The organism is Streptomyces sp. NPDC048521 (assembly GCF_043199855.1).
Lineage (GTDB): Bacteria > Actinomycetota > Actinomycetes > Streptomycetales > Streptomycetaceae > Streptomyces.
Map to the genome: position 1 here is coordinate 113,115 of NZ_JBICWR010000011.1, position 19,048 is coordinate 132,162.

Below are 19,048 nucleotides of genomic sequence, written 5' to 3' on the forward strand. Positions count from 1 at the left end.
GTGCTTCAACTGCCGTACTCCACAGGCGAGATAGGCCGCATGCGTCGCGGCTCGGCCTCACGGACGAACCGAAGGGAACACGCGTGAGCACGATTTCGGTCCGCGGATTAGCGGTGGCCACGGCCACCGCGGTCACCGCTGTCGGAAGCGTCGTCGGCATTGCCTCGGGCAGCGTCGCGGCACAGAACGACGACGCCGAGGCGACGGCAGCCGACACCACGCTCCTCGCGGACATACCCGCGGGTGAGCAGGCGCAGGTGCAGACGGCGTCCCTGACGCAGCAGGCCGACGCACAGGCCATCGCCGCGGACGCGAGCGCCAGGAAAGTCGCCGAGGAAGCGGCCCGCAAGGCCGCCGCCGAGACCGCGAGCACGAAGAAGGAGGCCGCCCAGAAGGCGGCCGAGGAAGCCAAGGAGCGCGCCGAGGCCAAGGCCGCCGCCAGCCGCGGCTCCGCCGACTTCCCCGTCCAGAGCTCCTACACCGTCGCGCAGATCCAGGCGATGGCGCGCCAGATGGTGGCGAGCGGCCAGTACCAGTGCGTCAGCAACATCGTGAACCACGAGTCCAGCTGGAACTACCGGGCGGTCAACACCTCCTCCGGCGCCTACGGCCTCTTCCAGGCACTGCCCGGCTCCAAGATGTCCTCCGCGGGCGCCGACTGGCAGACAAACCCGGCCACCCAGATCAAATGGGGCCTGAACTACATGAACACCGTCTACGGCAGCCCCTGCCGGGCCTGGTCGTTCTGGCAGGCCAACCACTGGTACTGAGACCCGTCGCACTCCCGCGGCCACGGCCACCTGCGCCTTGGGCGTCATCCCATCAGGCCCGCCCGGGAGGCTGCCGACACACGTGCACTTCGGAGAGTTAGTCTCGAAGAGGGACAGGTGTCACGGCGGGAAGGGCGAGGGATGAGCGGGATGCCGGGGGACACCGGCGCGGCGGAGGACACCGCACTGACGCTGGCCGCCCAGGCCGGCGACGTATCGGCGCTGGCCCTGCTGCTGGAGCGGCACCGGCCCGGAATGCGCGCGGTGGCGCTCAGCCTGCTCGGACCGGGGGCCGACGTGGACGACGTCATGCAGGAAACGGCGCTGGTGGCGCTGCGGCGGATCGTGGACGTCCGCGACCCGGAGGCCGTGGGACCCTGGCTGCGCATGGTCGTACGCAACAACTGCCGCAACCTGCTGCGCGCCGCCCGGCGTGTCGAGCCCGTGGAAGAGGTGCCGCTGCCGCCGGACGACGCCACACCCGAGCAGGTTCTGCAGAGCCACGCGCTGCGGGACTGGATCTGGGAGGCCGTCGAGGCGCTGTCGCCGACCCTGCGGCTGCCGGTCGTGCTGCGCTACTTCTCCACCGGGATCACCTCGTACCAGCAGATAGCCGAGGCCTGCGCGGTGCCCGTAGGCACCGTGCGCAGCCGGCTGAGCCAGGCACGCACCGCCCTGGCCCAGGCCCTGACCGCGACCGCGGCCACGGCGCACGAGGACGTGCTGCGGCGTACGGAGGCCAGCTGGCAGGAGGTGCACGCCACGCTCGAGGCCGCCGAGCGGGGCGAGTTCGGCACGGTGGTGAAGGACCGCTACTCCCCCGAGGTCGCGTTGCTGGCCGGAGGCCAACGGCTCGGCGGAGTCGACCTGCTGCTGGCCGGCATGGACGGCGACCTCTCCGCGGGCGTGCGCCAGCGCCCCCTGCATGTGGTGGCGGGCCGCTCTCTGGTCGTCTGGGAGATGGAACTGGTCAACCCACCGGACAACCCGGACCACTGCCCGCCCGCGGTCGCCTGGATCATGACGCTGGACGACGGCCGCTTCGACCGGGTCTCCCTCTACCACTCACCGCGGCCGCAGACCGTACCCCCGCCCGCCGCGGCCTGACGCCGCGTATCTCGCCCACCCCGAGCGGTATGGCGCAGGTCACATCCGGTCGATCGAACTTCTCGGCCTCCGGAGTGTCGTGTCGGTGTCAGAGACACGTGCACACCTCACGGAGGTATCCGATGAACAGGTCCCTTGTACAGGCCGACCCCCTCTCCCTCGGCACCCACATCTACGAGCTGGCCGGACTGGTGCAGCGCTACCACGTCCACGGCAACGGCCCGGTGTGCGTGGTCCACTCCGGCGGCCCCGGCATCCGCTGGGAGTACATGCGCACGCCCGCCCTGGAAAAGCACCTGACCATGGTGTACGTCGAGCCCATCGGCACCGCCGAGGACAGCCGTCTCCCCTCGCATCCGCACGGGTACACCCGGGAGCGCTACAGCAGCTTCCTGGAGACACTGATCAACCGTCTCGGCGTGCCCGAGGTGCACCTGCTGGGGCATTCGCACGGCGCGTTCGTGGCCGCCTACCACGCCCTGCACCGCGCCGGGCAACTGGCGGGCGTCGTGCTGTACGACGGCGCTCCGGTGACCGGGCCCGAACACGCCTCGGAGGCGGGCCGGATGGTGGAGGCGTTCGCCGCGAAGCACGCCGGCCACCCGGGGCTGCCGGACGTGCTGGCCGCGTTCGGCGCGATGTCCAGCATCTCCGACGACGAGCAGACCGAGGCGGTCGCCCGGGGTGTACTGCCGTCGTACTTCGCCGACTACTGGGGCAACGAGGAACGGCTGGCTCCGTTCCGGGACGCGATCCGGGCCACGTACATCTCGGGGTTGGACGAGGACCTCAGGCCCGACGTCATCGATGATCGCGTCGCGCTCAAGGGACTGACGGTGCCGGCTCTGGTCGTCGTGGGCCGACACGACGTGATCTGCGGCGTGCGCTGGGGCCGCGAACTGCACGAGCTGATTCCCGACTCTAGGCTGCTGATACTGGAGAACAGCGGCCACATGGGGCACATCGAGGAGCCCGAGCTGTTCGCGGACGTGATCCGCGGCTTCGTCCTCGAGACGGCGGCACCGCAGGACGAGGCGGCGTAGGCGGTACGGCACTTCACGTGCGTCGGCCCTTCCCGGGCGGACGCACGTGAACTCCGTGAGGGCTTCGCTCGTTCCACTAACGGAGGAATCTCGTCCCGCGCCCGGCCTGAGACGGAGGTTCGCGCGCGCGACGCCCCGCTCGAGGAGCCGGGCGTCAGGACGTCGATGTCGCTATGGCCACGGAGCCGGACTGCGACCTGGGGGTCTTCGCGCCCGGCTTCTTCGGGGCGATGGTGCGCGGGTCGACCGCCTCTCCCGGGGCTCCCTCGCGGTACAGGCCGTCGGGCAGGCTGTCACGGTCGTGGGGCAGCAGGAAGAACACCCGGCGCTTGTACAGGCCGCTGTCCGGGTCCGGGGATGCGCCCTCGTCCAGCAGCGCGTACCCGACCATGCGCCCGTCGCGCGCGTACGGCGGCTTGGTGTTGCGCCGCCTGGTCTTGTCCAGCGCCTGACGGACGTAGTCGAGCCGTTCGAGATTCTCCAGCCACACCACCTCGGCCTCGTGGATGAGGTCGCTCTCGGTCAACAGCGAACTCATGGCTGCAGCCTCTCCTTCGTCGGCGTGCTCCCCGGCCATGGGACATGGCCGGGCATCTGTCCGTGTCGCTCCGGCCCGCCCATCGCCAGGGGACGGGCCGCTTCGCGGGGGCCCACCGCATACGGGGCCCGCTCACCATCGTAGAGCGCACTCCGACGACGGTGTAGGCCACGTGGTGGAGAGAGCAGACGTACGGAGGCCGTCATGAGTGCTCCAATAGGGCAATGCCAGGATAATATTTCCGGCCATTCGACTTGATCATGTCGTTGGGCGAGGCCACGCCCACCTCCTGACGGACGCGGTTGGCGAACGCCCGGGGCGTCGCGGGCCGGATCCCCTCTCCAGCGTTGCACCACGAGCTGTACTCCGAGTAGAGCAGCCCCTGCTCCACCCGTAGATCTTTCCCTGAATCGCCGTCACGGGTGCAGCACTCGGCCAGGAAACGCCCGATGTGGTCCTCGGTGGTGGCGTAGGCCGTCGTGGCGATACGCACCCTGTCAGGGCCCTCCAGCGGGTCCCTGGTGCGCAGGTAGCGCTGTGCCCCCTCGATGAGCCAGTGGAGGATTCCCGGCCCCTCGTCGCGGACCAGCTCGAAGGCGAGGTTGTCGATCCTGCGGTGCGCCGGAACCGTCCGGGTGAAGGGCAACAGGCGGATGCGCCGCCAGAACGCGAAGCCGCCCGTGGAGACCTCCGGGCGGTGGTTGCCCAGCAGCCACAGGTGGTGCGTGGGGGTGAACGAGAAGTAGTCCTGCCGCATACGACGGGCCTTGATCTTGTCGCCGCCCGTCAGGAGCCGGACACGCGCCTCGTCGAACTTGTCGTTCGGCTTCAGCTCGCTGCACACCACCAGGCGGCGCCCGTGCAGCTCGGTCAGCTCGGTGGAGTGCTCCGAGAAGGCGCCACGGTCCATCAGGAAGCCCGGCGGAGCCGCGTCCGCGTAGTCGCCAAGGATCTGGATCATGATGTCGAGCAGCACGGACTTGCCGTTCTTGCCCTCACCGTGCAGGAAGGGCAGCACCTGTGCGCCCACGTCGCCGGTGATGGAGTAGCCGAGCAGCAGGTGCAGGAAGTCGATCATCTCCCGGCCCTCGTCGTCGTCACCGAAGGTGTCGGCGAGGAACCGGTGCCAGCGGGGGGTCTCCATGGCCTGCGGGGCGACGCTGGTGGCACGGGAGTGGAAGTCACGGGTGGGATCGGGCTTGCGGAGATGACCGCTGTGCAGGTCGACCACTCCGACGGGGGTGCACAGGGCGTAGGGGTCTCCGTCCAGCCTGTCGGGGGACACGGAGATGTCCGGTGAGGCCTTCGCCTGCGTGAGAAGGGCCTTCAGACCGGTGGTGGACAGCGTACGGCGCTTGTGGTTCGCGAGTTCGCGGTCGCTGAAGACCCCTCGCGGGTCGGTGGCCGGCATGTCCTCCGCCATCTCCCCCGCGGCCCACAGGGCGGCCTTCTCCCCTCCCCCGCGCTTCCACCGGTAGCCGTCCCAGGCGAACCAGCCCAGGCCCTCCACATGCCGGAACTGATCGCGGTGCGTCTGCACGAAGAGGCGCGCGTTTCCCCGGTCCGAGAGGGAAGGAGGCAACAAGGGGGCCGAGGAGGCGGCTCCGCCGCCGAAAGACGCCACAGGGGCGTTCACGAAGCCCTGTGCGGGCAGACGTGCGGGTGCGACCACCACTTCCACCGTCTCCAGGTCGAGCATCTGCTGAGCGGCGGCCTGCGGATCGAAACGCGGTGAGCCTTCGGCGCTGCTGCTCATGGACGTCCTTTGAGGTGAAGAGGGCGGACGGACCCTACGGCAAGGGCGTCGTCGACGATCTTTTCATTCCTGGTCTGCTGCCACGGCCGGGCATAGGAGGCGACACGGACAAGTCGGTCACGAATGGTGGCGTGGTCGAGATGCCCCGACCCGACCAGTCCGCCGGCCGTGTAGGCGGCGCGGTTGAGCTTCTCGGTGAACCCGGTCCCTTCGGGGGCAGCGGCACACTCCGCGACCAGGGCAATCAAAGGATCGATGAGCCGTTCCGCGGAGGCGGCTCGCCGTTGTCCCCGTACCTGTGGCACGGCGACAGCGGCGACGGCAGGGCGCTGGGGCTCGAGCACGTGTCCCGTACGACGCAACTCGCGCTGGAGCCAGTCCGGCAGCGGGGCCGGACGGCGGGCCGTTCCCTCCGCACGGTAGACACCCTGCGGCGTGCGAGTGCCTGGGGCCACGATGTAGCCGCCGTCGGCGCGCACGTCGACCTGCCAGGCGAGAGCCGTATGTCGGGCGGACCCGGTCGAACACCTGTACCGCGTCGACGTGTCGGAATTGCGGTACCAGACATGCAGGCCACCGGAGGGGGTACGGACGCGCAACGTGTTCTCGTCCTCGGCTGGGGAGGTTTCACCCCGGTAGGCGGCCAGGAGAGCCAGCGTGTCAAAACCTGAGGCCAGCCCGGCAAGCTGCACCTGGTCGGGGATGGGGATGCCGGGGAGGAGCCGCCCCCGGTCCGGCACGGGGGCCTGGTGGGCATCGATGTCAATCACGACGAGGTCGGCGGGACCGCAGGCGACTCCGACGCCAGCGGCCGGGGTGTCGGCCCACCAACGTTCGACGAGACCGGGATCGGTCGTGGCGGCGTGGAAGCCATGACACGGGCGTCCTGCGGGCAGGCACGGGCACGACGCCGGTTCGTGCCGGCGACCCGAGCAGGCGGGGCAGTTCCCGACAGGAGTCTTGCGTCCCGGGGTCAGGGGGTGAACCGGCCAGCCCTGGGCCGCACACCACCGCGCGACATCTCGCGGCGACCCGTGCGCAACTCCTGCTGCGCTACGGCTGCTCTTGTCTTCGCGGGGCACGGGAATCGTCCTCGTCACTTCTGTCTGCCCGATCACTTCACACACCTGGCGTGGGAGGTTGGCCCCGCCAGGGACCGAAGGGACTCTGATGCGAAACGAGTGTAAGGCCCGCTTACTGAAAAGGGAGTGTCTGTCTGACCCGCGTGCCGTTCTATCAGTTTCGTGGGTCCCTTGGGTCCCTGGGTAGGTATGCCACCCCCACCCTAGGGGCTGAAGGGACTGAACAGCGCGGTGAACTTCACCTGCCGTTGCGGGGAGGGAGCGGGGAAACCCCGTCCCTGGGGCAGGGATGAGGGACCAAAGGGTCCAGGGACCAAGGCGCAGGGGCTGGAAATCTGGGCAGTCCCTGACGGGGCGGGGGCTATCACTGCAGGTCAGAGGCTCGAGGTTGCCCAGAACAGGGACTGTAGGGACTCAACCTCGCCATTATGAGCTGTACTTGATAGTTGTGTTGTATGCGTGCGCGCGTACGAATACATCTCTTGTCTACGTCATAATTGCGTTTTTCGGTCCCTACAGTCCCTCTCAGACCCTGCCTCAGCCCTCTGACCTGCAGAAACATCAGGGACGGAAGCGGAGGGACCGAAACACGCGCAGTCCCTCCGCCCCTGAGGTCAGGCCCTGTCGGCCCCTGTCGGCCCTTTGGTCCCTCCGCCCCTGAGTCCCTTGCTCTACGAGGCGCCGGCTCGCAGCGACGTGCCCCACCCCGGGCGAGTCGTGCAGCAGGGACTGAACTTCTTCGGTCCCTGCTGCCGTTACCTCGCTGTAAGCCGCAACGTTTCTCTTGGGTCCCTGAGCGATGCTCTCCCCGGCACCGACATGTCCGTCCCTGCCCTGGCCGAACACTTGGCCGCTTTTTAACAGGTTTTTACTGGAAGGACGCGTTTGCCGACCGTAGGCTCGTGCGGCAGACGGCTCTTGGGGAACGTGGGGGATGGTCGCCTGATCGTGTTGTCCCCGGGCTGGTGGCCTCGGGAACGCGACGGCACACCTCGCATACGCGGTACGGCCGCGTTGTTGTGTCGGCCGCACCGGCAACAGCCGGGCTGTCCGATCCCTCAGGTCGTCGGGGACAAGTTTTTTGCTGCCGGACGTGCGTGTAGGGGGGCCTTCAAGTGCCCTGCGCCGAGCCCCTGTCCAGCCCGGGCAGGTAGGCGACTGGACAGCACGTGTTCCTCGATCCCGCCGACAGCGAGAAGGGTACGGGTGACTCGGGTCGTCCTTTGGGACAGGTCTCCCGCGTTCGTACGTGCGGGCTGACGCCCCCTCGCCGCCGCGGCCTGAACGACCCGGCGACCCATGCGCTCGCAGCACTAGATGATCTATTCCAAGGGGTGAGTGATCGTAGGCGATCAGTGAGCCTAGGACGTTTTGTCCGGTGGCGTCGTTGTGCCAGATCGCGGCGGACAGCGCGAGGACGCGTTGCATGCCGCGGGCTATGCCCCCTCCGGGTGTGCACCCTCGGTGCCGTTCGAGGTCAAGCTGTCCCTTGAAGGTCTCGTTGATCGATTCGATGGCCTGCCGCAGCGGCAGGAACAGGGCTCCGCCAGGCAGTTTCCGTTCACCTTCACGGGCAGGCCGCAGCAACTGGACTCCACGTACGGACAGTTCGCGTTCGAAACCACGGCCGAAGCAGTTCTTGTCGCCGATGAGAGTCTGTCGGGGCGCTCTCGCTGCCGACCGGCGGGCGCCACAGCGCCCAGCTCGGGATGCTCCTTCAGGATGTCGTCGGTCGTCGCATAGAGTGCTGTCGCGAGGGTGTCCACGTCGTTCGTCACAAAACGATCTTGGACACCCTCGTTCTCGTCTCCGCAGGCACCCCTTGGACCACACCACCAGGAGGAACCAGTGTCAGACCCGCAACTGCTCACCCCCGAGGAGAAGCTCGCCGACGCAAAGAAGCTGTTGAGCCTCCCGCGTATCGTCGTGATCTGCGGCTCCACCCGCTTCATGAGCGAGATGACCGAGGCCGATCTGCGGGAGACCAAAGCCGGAAAGATTGTCGTCAAACCGGGCTGTGACATGAAGTCGCCGCACGAACTTTGGTCCGATCCTGTCGAGGCCGAGGCGCTGAAGGTTCGACTCGACGATCTGCACCGGGCGAAGATCCGGCTCGCTGATGAGGTGCTCGTAGTCGGCGACTACATCGGAGACAGCACCCGAGCCGAAATCGCCTACGCCCTCTCGCTGGGCAAGCCCGTGCGGTTCACGCACCCCGAAGTCGACCCTGACGCCTGACCGCCCGCTGCCACCTCGACAACCAGGGCCGGCAGCCCGCCGCCTGACCGCCTCGCGGAGGCTTCGGCCGCCGCCCCCCTGCAGGCATCCCCTGGAATTGATCATCTAGCCAGCCGCACTGACCAAGATTTCGAAGCACGCGGCCAACCCGGCGAACGCATGCGGTCACAGGACTAGAGCCTGTCTGACAAATGATCACCTGGCGGGTTGGCGGAGCCACAGGATCAGAGCTGCCAGGACGATTCCAGCCCGGTAGCGAACGGCGAGCTTGTCGAACCTTGTCGCGATCGCACGGAACTGCTTGAGACGGGCGAAGCATCGTTCGACCACGTTGCGGTTGCGGTAGATGTCCTTGTCGAAGGCGGGTGGGCGACCGCCGTGGGTTCCGCGTCGTCGGCGTTTGGCCATCTGGTCGCGGCGGTCGGGATCGTGGCAACGATGCCCCGGCGCCGCAGCAGGTGGCGTACTGCCCGGCTGGAATACGCTTTGTCGCCCAGCACGCGCGCCGGTGTCGTGCGAGGTCGGCCCGTAACGGCGCGCGGGATGCGGATGCCGTCGAGGACCTGGCCGAAGGCGGTGGCATCGTTGACGTGTCCGTCCACCCGCGGCAGCAGAGGCTCTATTCGCTCCCACGCCGCATCCGTCAGCTCACCTCGACCTGTCACAAGATCAATGATCAGAGTGCTCGTGCTCGGACTCCCGTGCGGGGTTTGCTACGAAGCGGCTCAGCCGGTAGGTGGCCGGCAGCCCCAGGCGCCCGCACAGCGTGTCGATCCGGATCATTGAACCGTCGACTCCCGCCTCCTGAGGGCGGCGCAACCGCGTACGCATCTCCGCCTGGTCTCCAGTCTCAACGACCACTTCCCATTGCCCCGCGTCCGGCGCGGTGCGCGCAGCAAGCCGCTGCCGCGCCTCCTCCTGCCGCCGCCTTCTCTCCCCCTGTCCTGGCACCTGCCCAGAATCACTGCCCGGTACCAGGACGGCAAGGCAATCGGACCGAGCACCTACATGCTCGGTGATCATTTGTCAGACAGGCCCTAGCGAGGGATGGATCTGGTTCAGCAGGCCGTGCAGCTGTTTCGCGCCCTGGGTCGCCTCCCCGGCCAGGTCGTCGTGGAACCCGACGATCATCTTCAACTCGACGATCGTCTCGTCCTTGCCCGGATAGAGGTCGGCGATCCGTGGCATCGTCAGCCCCGGCAGGTAGGCGACTGGCGGCCCATGTCCCTGGCGACCGCCAGCGGCAGGGCGCCGATTGAGGCCGGCTGGTCGACCACCATCAGTACTGTCCCGTTCTTGGCCTGGAGTTTCGCGAACAACTCGCGGAGTTTGGGCTCTGTGTTGGGCAGGCGATCGTCGAAGGCCTTCTTCCCGGCCGGGGTGACGTCGGTGGCGTGGTGTTCGCCCTGGGCGACGTCCAGGCCGTGGAAGACGCCGATGTCGCCGGTGACCCGCGCGCAGGCCCCTCCATCACGCTTTCGTCCGGCCTTGCCGGGGCACCGAGCTGCCACATCCACGTTACGGAGAGCTTTTCCGCGCCCGGGTGGAGGCGGTGCTCAAGCCCCTCATCAGCGGTCCCTCGACGCATCGGGACCAGGTGCCCCCGCCGGATCACAACAGCAAGGGGGGAAGCCATGCCGGACCCGAAGACCGGAGGCGCCACTGCTGAGCCACAAAAAAGGTAACGGGAGGCCCGCCGGGGCTATTACGGCGTAATAGCCCCGGGCTCATGATGCCCTGCGTCGCGAGAGGACGGGAGAGGATTCACAGTCTGTGAAACGGCGTTCGGCGGGGCAGGATATGAGCATGAAGAAGCGCGCGCGAAGTGCGAGCCGTCCTACAAAACCGCTGGTCAAGGCCCCTATGCGGATCGGCTCCCTCGATGCTCCGGCCGTCGTCGGTGAACTACGCAAGATGCACGAGGACGCAGAAGACCCAGACGTGGAGCGCATGCCTGCCGATGATGAACTGTTCGGTGCGCTTCTGTATGCCGAGAAGCACGTCCAAGCGCTGCGGAGGCAACCACCTGAAGTACAGCGTGCCGCGGCGCTGAAGCGCGTGCAGTTGTGGGAGTACCTCCGTGAGCAGACCGAGGTCCACCAGGTGCGAGCAGTGGACGATGCCCGCCGAGCGGGAGCCCAGTGGATCGAGTTGGCCCCCGCGTTGGCTGTCGGCGCACCGAACGCCGCTTACAACAAGGCGAAGAGACTGAAGGCCGTCCAGCTCATCGACGAGACGCCTCAGGCCCACCCCGTACGTCGGACGCCTGAGGCGGTCCTCAGTGCTGAGCGACGGCTTGCCTTGGAGCAGGCTGCCGAGCGGCGCGCCCAGGAGGCGGCGCAGCGGCGGCATGAGTTGTTGGTACCAGTGGCGACCCGTCTGCTGGAGCAGCGCGAGTCCTTGCAGTGCGATGAGGACGCCGACTATTGGCTGGAGGAGATCGAGGAGGTACTCCCCCATTGCCGGACTCCCCTGCAGATGGTGAGCCTCAACCGCTATTTCGACGCAGCCCTGCGTGCTCTGCTCAAAGCGGAGAAGCGCACGGGCCGTTCACCGGCGCTGACCGAGGAGGCCCGGCTGGCCTTGGCCGCGGCTGTGGAACTGCAACAGGGACCGGGGACCAGTCACGAATCCGACTCCCCCGGCGCCGTGGCGCATCGCGCGTGACTGTCATTTCGTTCACGGTGAGGCCGGCAGATGCCCACGATGTGGAGTGCGGTCGGGTGGCGCGGTAGTCCTGGCTATTACGCCGTAATAGCCAGGACCCCCCTACCGCTCCGACTGGGCCCGCGAACCGCCGCTGGTCGCGGTCGCGCTTGGCAGGCAGACTTCAGGCCGGCCACGAGCAGATCCGTGTCCAAGCTGATGCGACCGGCGACATCGGCTGGCTCGTCCGGGAAGGTCAGAGGTCGGCGCGCAGCCGTTGCTGAGCATCCGTCTCCCGCGCCTCGGTCCCCGGCCGCCCGCGCTACGCAAACGCGGGCTCGGTCACGCCCTCCCCGAGGCGGCGGACCAACCGCGACACCGACACAACCGCAGCTGCCCAGGGCGGCCGACCACTCAGCTTCGGCCGCGAGACGTACCGTCGACGCAACGCCGTGGAGCGGTGCTTCAACCGACTGAAGCACCGCTCGACTCCGCCCGGCCTTGCCAGGGCGTGTATCGAGCGTGCTGGCAAGGGCCCTGTGTGTGGGAACGATGAGCGCCACTCGGTGGCGTCTGGAGCCGAAGACAGGAAGGCTGGCGCGCATGGTTTCGGTGTTGCAGAACGTGGCGATTGACTGTGCGGATGCCTACGAGCTGGCTCGGTTCTGGAGCAGGGTGACTGGCCGTCCGCTGCATCCGGAGGACAAGCCGGGTGACCGAGAGACTCAGGTGCTGCTGGCGGAGGGCCCGGTGCTGCACTTCAACCAGGTGCCCAAGCCCAAGAAGAGCAAGAACCGGATCCATCTGTGTCTGCGCCCTGAAACCTCGCGCGAGCAGGAGGTGGAACGGCTGCTGGGCCTCGGTGCCACCTTCGTCACCGATCACCGGAACCCCGATGGCTCTGGCTGGGCAGTCCTTGCCGACCCCGAGGGCAATGAATTCTGCGTTCTGCGCAGCGAGTCCGACCGAGCGGCGATGCGTTCCTGAAGCTCGCGCGCCGTCCTGGACGGCTTCGTGTGAGAGCTGGTCACGCCACTCGTTGATGGCGGCGATCGGAACGGTCGCCGCGCAGCGCACAGCAAGTTCGTCGTACCTCGTGGCCACGACCCGATACCTCTTGAGGCGCTGATGCCGCACTTGACCGCGCGACGCCGACGGTAGTCGGCCTTGCAGGCCACGCGTGCCGGTCCCAGTACAGCTCTCCCAGTACAGCTCCACCCGGTACTTCTCGCTGCCGACCTATTACGGCGTAATAGCTCCGCTGCGCACGACGGGGTGGGGAGTACGGGTTCGTGGAAGAGATCGTGCTCCGGTTGAAGCAAAGCACCGCAGTCACAGCCGGTCGGTACTGTGCGGGATCTTGTATGTGCTGCACCGTTACGTGCACTGGCGCGGCCAGAACGCCCGCCCCCTCCCCCGATGTCCTGGCTGCCCAGGGCCGCGAACGTGCCCGTATCCGCGGCAGGAGAAAGGCATCCGTTGGGGTGGCTGCCCTCTCCACCCAGTGTCCTGAGCCGCCCGTCCTGTGATCGTCTGTGTTCGGGCACGAGCGGCTTCGCCGCAGGAACAAGCCCCCGTCACGGTCTTTCGGGTTTGCGGGCCAGGAGGCAGGCGTGCGGTCTCCTGACCCGTCCGCCGGGCTCTTGCTCCAGTCTCGCGGTGACAACGAGTCCGGCCTGGTCCAGCAGGCCGACTGTGCGGTCCAGTGGTAGAAGGTACGACTCGTAGGACACCGGACGGCCATAGCCCTGGGTCGGATGCAGCCGTTCATCGCCGACGTAGTCTCCCCAGAGCAGGTAGCCGCCGGGCGCGAGCGTGCGGTGGAACTCGGCGAACACCGCCGGCAGCCACTGCGGGGGCGTGTGGTGGGTGGAGTACCAGGCCAGGATGCCGCCGAGCTCGTCGTCCCCCATCTCCAGCGACGTCATCGAGCCCTCGGTGAACCGCAGGTTCGGATAGGCGTGGCGGGCCAGCTCGATCATCTTCGGTGACAGATCGACGCCGAAGGCGGACACCCCCATCCCGGCCAGGTGCGCCGTCACGCGGCCGGGGCCGCATCCCAGGTCCGCGACCGGCCCCAGACCGGCCGTCGAAACGAGTTCGGCGAACACCGCCAGCATCGCGCGTGAGAGCGGGTCCATTGCGGCTGGAGGCGGGACGCGTTCGACGTAGTCGACGGCAACCGTGTCGTACGACTCACGCACGGCGGTCAGAAAGGAGGGCTCGGCCATGCGGTCGAGCCTAGACCCGGGAGCTGACAGGCAATGGCGCGACATTGTTGACCTGCGTGACACCACCGCTGCGGCCGCCCGGCCGTCACCCCACTCCGGTGATCGTTTCCGGTCCGGCTCTAGCATGCGGCCATGAGCATGATCGGAGAGTACGCACGCCTGACCTCCGCCGAACTCGAACGGGCGGTTCAGAACCCGCGCTGGGCCCGGGAGTTCATCGACGAGTTGATCGATGCCGCACTGGACGAGGGCGCCAGCACCGTCCCTCCACGCTGCCTCGACATAAACAAGGCTTGGGACACCCTGCGCTTTCTGCTGCGACGCATCGACTTCCCCGTCGACATCGTGCATGGAGAGGAGGAGACTCCTGGAGCTGAAGACTGGGGATACGGGCCGCCTCGCTACCTCACTCCAGAACAGGTGCGTACGGCGTCAGCTGCCCTGGCCACCACGTCAGGCGATGCCCTGATGCATGGTGTCACCGCCGCGTAGCTGACGCAGGCCGACTTGGGATGCGTTCGAGTACGGCGATCATCTGCGGTGCGTCGCCCCACTGGCCGGGAGTGACCAGCAGCGCGAGAGGTCTGCGACCACCTTCATTGGCGAGGTGGATCTTGCTCGTCAGGCCGCCCTGGGACCTTCCGAGTCCCTCGTTGGGGCGGTGCTGCCGGGGCGTGGCTCTTTTTTCGGTATGCGGGGTGTCTTCCTGCGGGCGCCGGCGGCGTGTTGGTGGGCACGGCAGGACGTGGAGTCGACGCCCACCATGCTCCAGTCGATCCGGCCCTGCGCGTCGGCGTCGGACTGGACGGCCTGGAGAATCCGGTCTTAGGTACCGTCCGCGGACCAGCGTCTGTGCCGTTCATAGATGGTCTTCCACCTGCCGAACCTCTCCGGCAGATCCCGCCACGGGATCCCGGTCCGCTCACGGAAGAGGATCCCGTTGATCACCCTGCGGTGACTGGCCCACCGCCCACCACGCCGTCCGCGGACGGGTAGATGCGGCTCCAGGCGGTGCCATTCCTCGTTCGTCAGATCGCCACGGCCCACGACCAACTACACGGCTTCGCAAGCCGAATCACTCATGATCCGCCGGACAGGCCTTAGCCCTGCGCCCAGCACTCGTCCCGAGAGGTAGACGTCCCGGCACTCGTCCCGAGAGGTAGACGTTCCGGCACTCGTCCCGAGAGGTAGACGTTCCGGCACTCGGCATCCCGGTCGTGCACGCCCTGCCGGGCGTCGGCGAGAACCTGTCGGGCCGGTAGTGGCTTCGGCGGGCGGCGGCTGGGCTATTACGCCGTAATAGGTCTACGGTGATGTGGGCGTCCGCCACCAGCTGTGCCTCGAGAGCACTCGGAGCTGACATCGCATGCCTCTACAGGCGTGAGTCCCTGCGACTCCATCGGACTGTCCCTGCGACTTCATCGGGCTGATCAACACGCGCCCACGTCAAGGGGCACTGCGGTGCGACACTGACTCCGGCGATCACCAGCTTCTCAGCTGCGTGGGCGGAGGGTAGGGGAGCCGACGCTCACTTCGGGACGTCGGTCTCTGGGCGCCTCTGCCCGTCGGTCCGACGCGGCTCTCCTGCTGGGGCGCGCGCCGCCTCCGGTGAGGCGAGGTTCCCAGCTGCTCGGCGTGGGCGCTTGTGTGTCCGTCCCGACGTGACGGCTGAGGCATCGTCAACCGCTGCTCGGCGTGGGCGGCTTCGGTGTCCCGACGTGACGGCCGAGGCATCGTCAACCGCTGCCCCTCCGTGGGGACTTGCCAAATTCGATGGCGTGGCTGAGCCGGGTGGGGGCTGACGGAGACATACGCGCGCCTGGTCATGCCCGTACCGGTACGTCGTGGCTGACTTTCTGTGGTGCGGGCGCAGTGGGGGAGGGGGAGTCCTCGATGGGTGTCACTGCACCGTTCACGGCCCTGAGCTGAGTGCGAGAACCCCGTACGGCGCTGAGTTGTAAGAGGAGAGAGCGACGCCTCCGAAGGGCCTCTGACCTGCGCAAACAGGTGTCTCGACCCAGACCGTGTGAACTGCCAGGCAGTTCCTGTGACAGCAGAGGCAGATCTGCGGAACCGGGTGCCCAGTTCCGCAGATCGTGGTGGTCAGTTCTCCTGGACCGCTACCACGGTTGAGGGAACCGCCAGGCGGTTCTGGGGGACTGCCAGGCAGTTCTCAGGAACCGCCACCACGTCCACAGGAACTGAGTACCGCTGTTCTACAGCAGCGGTAGATTGACGTCACGTACATGTCTTACGCAGGTGCAGTCAGCGTCGAGGGGATCGCGAAGTGCTCCCTGACGGCAGACGACACGGCCGACAGGCGGAGTTGATTGACTTCCTGCTCATGTACGTTAGGTTCATGAGGGCGGCTCGAAGGCCGCCCCTCAAGGAACAGTGCGGCAATGACCCATGCACGGAGGGCCTGTTGGGAGCAGCACGCAGACTGGTCGACGCCGACACGGGCGAGCCAGTCCTCTATGCGCCATATGCCTTCTCCGGCAGGCACACCCAGGTAGACAAAGCCAGGGTCGAGGCCATCACGGAGTCGAAGGCGTTCACGCCCAGCCAGAAGTTCCTGGTGCTCTGGTGGATCGGCGTCTCTCCGGAGGGGATGGAGCCGCTGAGGGCCACGGGAGCCGACATCGCCAAACGGGTGGGCATGTCGACCGACGCGGTGGGGAAAATCAATAGGAAGCTGACCAAGCACCGCATCCTGGTTGTGCGTGGACGGATCGGAAATTACAACCTTTACCGCATCAGTCCTTACATCGCTTTCCACGGCACAGGGTTGGAACAGCGTGAAGCGGTGAAATCATGTAATCCACCAGACATCCCGGGCTTCGACGAGAACACGCCAGCACGGTGGGAGGCAAAGTGACCAGCGACGACAGGCAGCAAAACCTCAGGCTGCTGGAGGCCACGGCCGGCATGACCGCCAACCAGCGCCTCGTCGTCATGCTCTATGCTCTGCACCCGACCGATCGCTCAGGCGCCGTTCTGGAAACTGCTGCTCAGCTGGCCAAGCTGGTCGGCATGGCGCCGCCCGTCTTCTCCAGAACGCGTAAGCAGGTCATCGAACTCGGGTGGCTCGAGCAGACGGAGAAGATCGGTCACATCAAGTACTACCGGCTGACCCCGGGGCAGCTGGGGGAGCGGGTCGTGGTTCCGTTCCGGCGGGCCACCTGAGCTGGCCACCTGACGCGCTCCGCGGATCGCGCTTCAGCTGGCCACCTGACGGGCTACCTGACGCGCTCTGCGGATCGCGCTACATGTACGTCACGTCAATGAGGAGCGATCCGCAGGACGCCTTTGCCTGTTGTTCAGGCAAGTCGGCTCCCGTCGTCGTGTCGACGGTGCGGTCTGCCCCGTCTCGCCGGGGGACAGGGCGTTCGGGCTCTTGATGGATTACCTGATGTGAGCAACTCGGTCAAGGCATCTCATATCGGTCTGCTTTTCGAACAGTTCGATTCTTCGCTCAGAACGATTCTCCCGTAACCGCTCCCGGAGCGCCGGAGACGACTTTTCGTTGAGGACGGTCCCTCAGCGGCCGTCGGCATGACTCTTCCGGGGTGCGGACGACGTTCTCCGCCTGTGAGCCGGTGAGGCTTTCTGTCCCAGCGTGATCACCCGCCGCTTGACGGCTGCCTCCCTTCCTTGGTCGGCATGCCGTCCTGAACGTCCCAGGTACACATGTGTGTTGGGACGCCCGAGGCCGCGGATTCCCGGAATACGTGTCTCCTATACTGACGTCGTGACCCATGTCGTATGCCGGGCAACGCGCATGTGTCTCTGCATCAAGGCCTCTGAAAGGTGAGACATGGCGAATCGTGAACTTGTCGACAGGGTCGCTCAGCTCCTCGAGAAGCCGGGACCCCTCAGCATCGTCCAGGCCGGCGATCCCGTCCTTCGGCAGAAGACGGCTTCCTACGACGGGCAGCTCGGCGACGACGTGCTGCAGCATCTGGTCGGCAGGATGCGCGAGACGATGGAGAAGACGCACAACGCCGTCGGACTTGCCGCGCCCCAGGTCGGGCTTCCGCTGCGGCTCGCGGTGTTGGCGACGCCGGAGGCGCTCACCGCCCGGCTGATCGAGAGCGGTCAGCAGCCCGTGCCGTTCACCGTGTTGATCAACTCTTCGTACGAGGCGGCGGGCGGACCGCAGACGGTGAGCTTCGAGGGATGCCTGAGCGTGTCCGGCTGGCAGGCCGTGGTGGCCCGTCCCGACCGGATCAGGCTGACCCGGGAGGACGAGACGGGACAGCGCCTCGTGGAGGAGTATGCGGGGCTTGGGGCACGCATCGTGCAGCATGAGACCGACCACCTCGACGGGGTGCTCTACCTCGATCGCGCCGAGCTGCGTTCCCTGTCCACGACGGACCAGGTGGCGAAGCGGTGGGGTCCCGCCGGACTGGCGGCCACCGCCGAGCACCTCGGCTTCTCACTGCGGTAACTGGCCGCCCTCGCAAGGCTGTTGACAGGAAGTCGGGTCACAGCCAGCCCCGTCGGGCCGCCTGCCAGGCGAGCTGCATGCGGGTTCCGGCTCCGGCACGTTCCATCAGGTTCTGGATGCGGCGTTGGACGGTTCTGCGGCTGAGGCCCATCTGCGAGGCGATCGCCTTGTCGGCCACCCCCGCGACCAGCAGGGACAGCAGCTTGCCGTCGGCCGGTGACAGCGACCGGTGCGATCCGGTGTCGTCCGTGGCCAGTTCGCCCGTTTCGGAGAAGTGCAGCGGGACGGCGTTCTCCCAGTAGCTCTCGAACAGGGCCACCAGGGCGCCCAGCAGGTTGCTGTCCCTGACCAGTGCGGTGGTCGGCTGATCGGTACCGCCGTGGGGGCCGCCGGGTACCAGGGGAAAGATGGCGACGGACCGGTCGGCGATCGCGAGGCGGAGCGGCAGCCAGGGGACGGCGCGGGCGATCTCCCCGGCTCGCATGCCCGCCATGACGTTGTCCACGGCCCCCTCGTCGTCGAAGAAGGCCTTCTCGTACAGCACGCGGTAACGGACGCCTCGGGCGAGGGCCTCGTACTCCTCCTTGTTGGTGCCGGAGGGCATCGCCACGTACTGGGCCCGGCAGAACCAGAGCATTTCCTCACGGGAGTTGGCCTGGATCTGTCTCAGCCGCTGGCGCAGGGCCTCCGCGCCGGTGATGACTTCCAGCAACTGTCCGGCGTCATGGCGGCGTACGGTCTCGCGGTGCGCCTCCAGCAGCCGGTCCGCCTCCGCCCGTGCCGCGTCCAGCGCGTCGGCGGTGTGCTTGATGCGGGGGTGGAGCGCCACGTCCGGGGGCACCGCCCGGTACACCCGAGGTGTGCCGTCGGTGTGGCTGGCCAGCCCCTGGCGCACCAGGCATTCCAGCACACGTGTGCTGTCGGCCTCGTTCACACCTGTGCGTCGGGCGACGGCGTCGGCGGTCGCCCCGCCGGCGGTCACCAGCAGGCGGTAGACGGCCTCTTGCTCGTGCGGGACTCCCACGGCCTCCAGCATCCCGAAAGGCCCCCCCTCGCTTGTCGTGGCGTGGACAGTCCGAGGACTTTACTCCAGGGGCCCGCGACGGCAGGGGGGGGGGGGGGGGGGGGGGGGGGGGGGGGGGGGGCGGGGCCGGCCGCGTGGGGGTGGTGAGGGTCACGCGGGAGGG

The 19,048-nt window shown here is 67.5% G+C and carries 15 protein-coding genes and 3 pseudogenes; 10 read left to right on the plus strand and 8 right to left on the minus strand.

What is annotated here, in order from left to right; all coding sequences use genetic code 11:
* The first annotated feature begins 83 nt into the window (after nt 1-83).
* The 3 genes from ACGFRF_RS24940 to ACGFRF_RS24950 all read left to right on the plus strand — a co-directional run bounded on the left by ACGFRF_RS24940 (nt 84) and on the right by ACGFRF_RS24950 (nt 2,920).
* Nucleotides 84-770, plus strand: a complete 687-nt coding sequence (locus ACGFRF_RS24940; protein ID WP_393743403.1) for a transglycosylase SLT domain-containing protein — start codon at nt 84-86, stop codon at nt 768-770.
* Nucleotides 771-911: 141 nt separating this feature from the next.
* On the plus strand, nt 912-1,877 hold the full coding sequence (locus ACGFRF_RS24945) for an RNA polymerase sigma factor (RefSeq protein WP_393743405.1): 966 nt from the start codon (nt 912-914) through the stop codon (nt 1,875-1,877).
* A 122-nt stretch (nt 1,878-1,999) separates the two neighbouring features.
* A complete protein-coding gene (locus tag ACGFRF_RS24950; protein ID WP_393743407.1) occupies nt 2,000-2,920 on the plus strand; it encodes an alpha/beta fold hydrolase in 921 nt (306 codons plus the stop codon).
* A 154-nt stretch (nt 2,921-3,074) separates the two neighbouring features.
* Here the strand turns inward: ACGFRF_RS24950 and ACGFRF_RS24955 are convergent, their stop codons facing one another.
* The 3 genes from ACGFRF_RS24955 to ACGFRF_RS24965 all read right to left on the minus strand — a co-directional run bounded on the left by ACGFRF_RS24955 (nt 3,075) and on the right by ACGFRF_RS24965 (nt 6,296).
* Nucleotides 3,075-3,458 carry a DUF6009 family protein gene (locus ACGFRF_RS24955; RefSeq protein ID WP_393743409.1) on the minus strand — a complete coding sequence of 128 codons (384 nt, stop codon included), beginning with the start codon at nt 3,456-3,458 and terminating at the stop codon, nt 3,075-3,077.
* Between the two features lie 202 nt (nt 3,459-3,660).
* Nucleotides 3,661-5,214, minus strand: coding sequence for a phage/plasmid primase, P4 family (locus ACGFRF_RS24960; protein WP_393743411.1), 1,554 nt, complete (start codon nt 5,212-5,214; stop codon nt 3,661-3,663).
* Nucleotides 5,211-6,296 (minus strand): bifunctional DNA primase/polymerase, encoded by a 1,086-nt coding sequence (locus tag ACGFRF_RS24965; RefSeq protein ID WP_393743709.1) that lies wholly within the window; start codon nt 6,294-6,296, stop codon nt 5,211-5,213. The genes ACGFRF_RS24960 and ACGFRF_RS24965 overlap by 4 nt, the downstream gene beginning before the upstream one ends.
* Before the next feature lie 1,848 nt (nt 6,297-8,144).
* On the opposite strand from ACGFRF_RS24965, the gene ACGFRF_RS24970 reads away from it, so the two are divergent.
* Nucleotides 8,145-8,534, plus strand: a complete 390-nt coding sequence (locus ACGFRF_RS24970; RefSeq protein ID WP_393743413.1) for a hypothetical protein — start codon at nt 8,145-8,147, stop codon at nt 8,532-8,534.
* A gap of 173 nt (nt 8,535-8,707) precedes the next feature.
* Here the strand turns inward: ACGFRF_RS24970 and ACGFRF_RS24975 are convergent.
* Both ACGFRF_RS24975 and ACGFRF_RS24980 read right to left on the minus strand, forming a co-directional pair.
* Nucleotides 8,708-9,130, minus strand: a pseudogene (locus tag ACGFRF_RS24975) (transposase); the annotation flags it as partial.
* Nucleotides 9,131-9,572: 442 nt separating this feature from the next.
* Nucleotides 9,573-9,973, minus strand: a pseudogene (locus ACGFRF_RS24980) (IS110 family transposase); the annotation flags it as partial.
* A gap of 367 nt (nt 9,974-10,340) precedes the next feature.
* Here ACGFRF_RS24980 and ACGFRF_RS24985 point away from each other — a divergent pair.
* Together ACGFRF_RS24985 and ACGFRF_RS24990 are read left to right on the plus strand one after the other, a co-directional pair.
* Nucleotides 10,341-11,201: a hypothetical protein gene (locus ACGFRF_RS24985; protein WP_393743415.1), complete on the plus strand. Its 861-nt coding sequence runs from the start codon at nt 10,341-10,343 to the stop codon at nt 11,199-11,201.
* 582 nt (nt 11,202-11,783) lie between these two features.
* A complete protein-coding gene (locus tag ACGFRF_RS24990) occupies nt 11,784-12,167 on the plus strand; it encodes a VOC family protein (RefSeq protein WP_393743416.1) in 384 nt (127 codons plus the stop codon).
* Nucleotides 12,168-12,757: 590 nt separating this feature from the next.
* On the opposite strand, the gene ACGFRF_RS24995 is transcribed toward ACGFRF_RS24990, so the two are convergent.
* Nucleotides 12,758-13,411, minus strand: a complete 654-nt coding sequence (locus tag ACGFRF_RS24995) for a class I SAM-dependent methyltransferase (RefSeq protein WP_393743418.1) — start codon at nt 13,409-13,411, stop codon at nt 12,758-12,760.
* A gap of 132 nt (nt 13,412-13,543) precedes the next feature.
* On the opposite strand from ACGFRF_RS24995, the gene ACGFRF_RS25000 reads away from it, so the two are divergent.
* Nucleotides 13,544-13,903 carry a YfbM family protein gene (locus ACGFRF_RS25000; protein WP_393743420.1) on the plus strand — a complete coding sequence of 120 codons (360 nt, stop codon included), beginning with the start codon at nt 13,544-13,546 and terminating at the stop codon, nt 13,901-13,903.
* A 19-nt stretch (nt 13,904-13,922) separates the two neighbouring features.
* Here ACGFRF_RS25000 and ACGFRF_RS25005 read toward each other — a convergent pair.
* Nucleotides 13,923-14,458: pseudogene (locus ACGFRF_RS25005) on the minus strand (IS5 family transposase); the annotation flags it as partial.
* 1,378 nt (nt 14,459-15,836) lie between these two features.
* Between ACGFRF_RS25005 and ACGFRF_RS25010 the strand changes: the two are divergent.
* From ACGFRF_RS25010 to ACGFRF_RS25020, 3 genes are all read left to right on the plus strand, one after another.
* Nucleotides 15,837-16,289: a MarR family transcriptional regulator gene (locus tag ACGFRF_RS25010; protein WP_078611565.1), complete on the plus strand. Its 453-nt coding sequence runs from the start codon at nt 15,837-15,839 to the stop codon at nt 16,287-16,289.
* The gene (locus tag ACGFRF_RS25015; protein ID WP_014669002.1) at nt 16,286-16,597 is read left to right on the plus strand and encodes a replication initiation protein, RepL2; all 312 of its coding nucleotides are present in this window, start codon (nt 16,286-16,288) and stop codon (nt 16,595-16,597) included. The genes ACGFRF_RS25010 and ACGFRF_RS25015 overlap by 4 nt, the downstream gene beginning before the upstream one ends.
* A 631-nt stretch (nt 16,598-17,228) precedes the next feature.
* A complete protein-coding gene (locus ACGFRF_RS25020) occupies nt 17,229-17,861 on the plus strand; it encodes a peptide deformylase (RefSeq protein ID WP_393743423.1) in 633 nt (210 codons plus the stop codon).
* Between the two features lie 37 nt (nt 17,862-17,898).
* On the opposite strand, the gene ACGFRF_RS25025 is transcribed toward ACGFRF_RS25020, so the two are convergent.
* Nucleotides 17,899-18,897 (minus strand): helix-turn-helix domain-containing protein, encoded by a 999-nt coding sequence (locus ACGFRF_RS25025; RefSeq protein ID WP_393743425.1) that lies wholly within the window; start codon nt 18,895-18,897, stop codon nt 17,899-17,901.
* Nucleotides 18,898-19,048: the final 151 nt, after the last annotated feature.

Excerpts from the sequence above, each read along its gene's own strand:
- ACGFRF_RS24945 (WP_393743405.1), top strand. The coding sequence starts at position 912 with ATGAGCGGGATGCCGGGGGACACCGGCGCGGCGGAGGACACCGCACTG.
- ACGFRF_RS24950 (WP_393743407.1), top strand. The coding sequence starts at position 2,000 with ATGAACAGGTCCCTTGTACAGGCCGACCCCCTCTCCCTCGGCACCCAC.
- ACGFRF_RS24955 (WP_393743409.1), bottom strand. The coding sequence starts at position 3,458 with ATGAGTTCGCTGTTGACCGAGAGCGACCTCATCCACGAGGCCGAGGTG.
- ACGFRF_RS24960 (WP_393743411.1), bottom strand. The coding sequence starts at position 5,214 with ATGAGCAGCAGCGCCGAAGGCTCACCGCGTTTCGATCCGCAGGCCGCC.
- ACGFRF_RS24985 (WP_393743415.1), top strand. The coding sequence starts at position 10,341 with ATGAAGAAGCGCGCGCGAAGTGCGAGCCGTCCTACAAAACCGCTGGTC.
- ACGFRF_RS24990 (WP_393743416.1), top strand. The coding sequence starts at position 11,784 with ATGGTTTCGGTGTTGCAGAACGTGGCGATTGACTGTGCGGATGCCTAC.
- ACGFRF_RS24995 (WP_393743418.1), bottom strand. The coding sequence starts at position 13,411 with ATGGCCGAGCCCTCCTTTCTGACCGCCGTGCGTGAGTCGTACGACACG.
- ACGFRF_RS25000 (WP_393743420.1), top strand. The coding sequence starts at position 13,544 with ATGAGCATGATCGGAGAGTACGCACGCCTGACCTCCGCCGAACTCGAA.
- ACGFRF_RS25020 (WP_393743423.1), top strand. The coding sequence starts at position 17,229 with ATGGCGAATCGTGAACTTGTCGACAGGGTCGCTCAGCTCCTCGAGAAG.
- ACGFRF_RS25025 (WP_393743425.1), bottom strand. The coding sequence starts at position 18,897 with ATGCTGGAGGCCGTGGGAGTCCCGCACGAGCAAGAGGCCGTCTACCGC.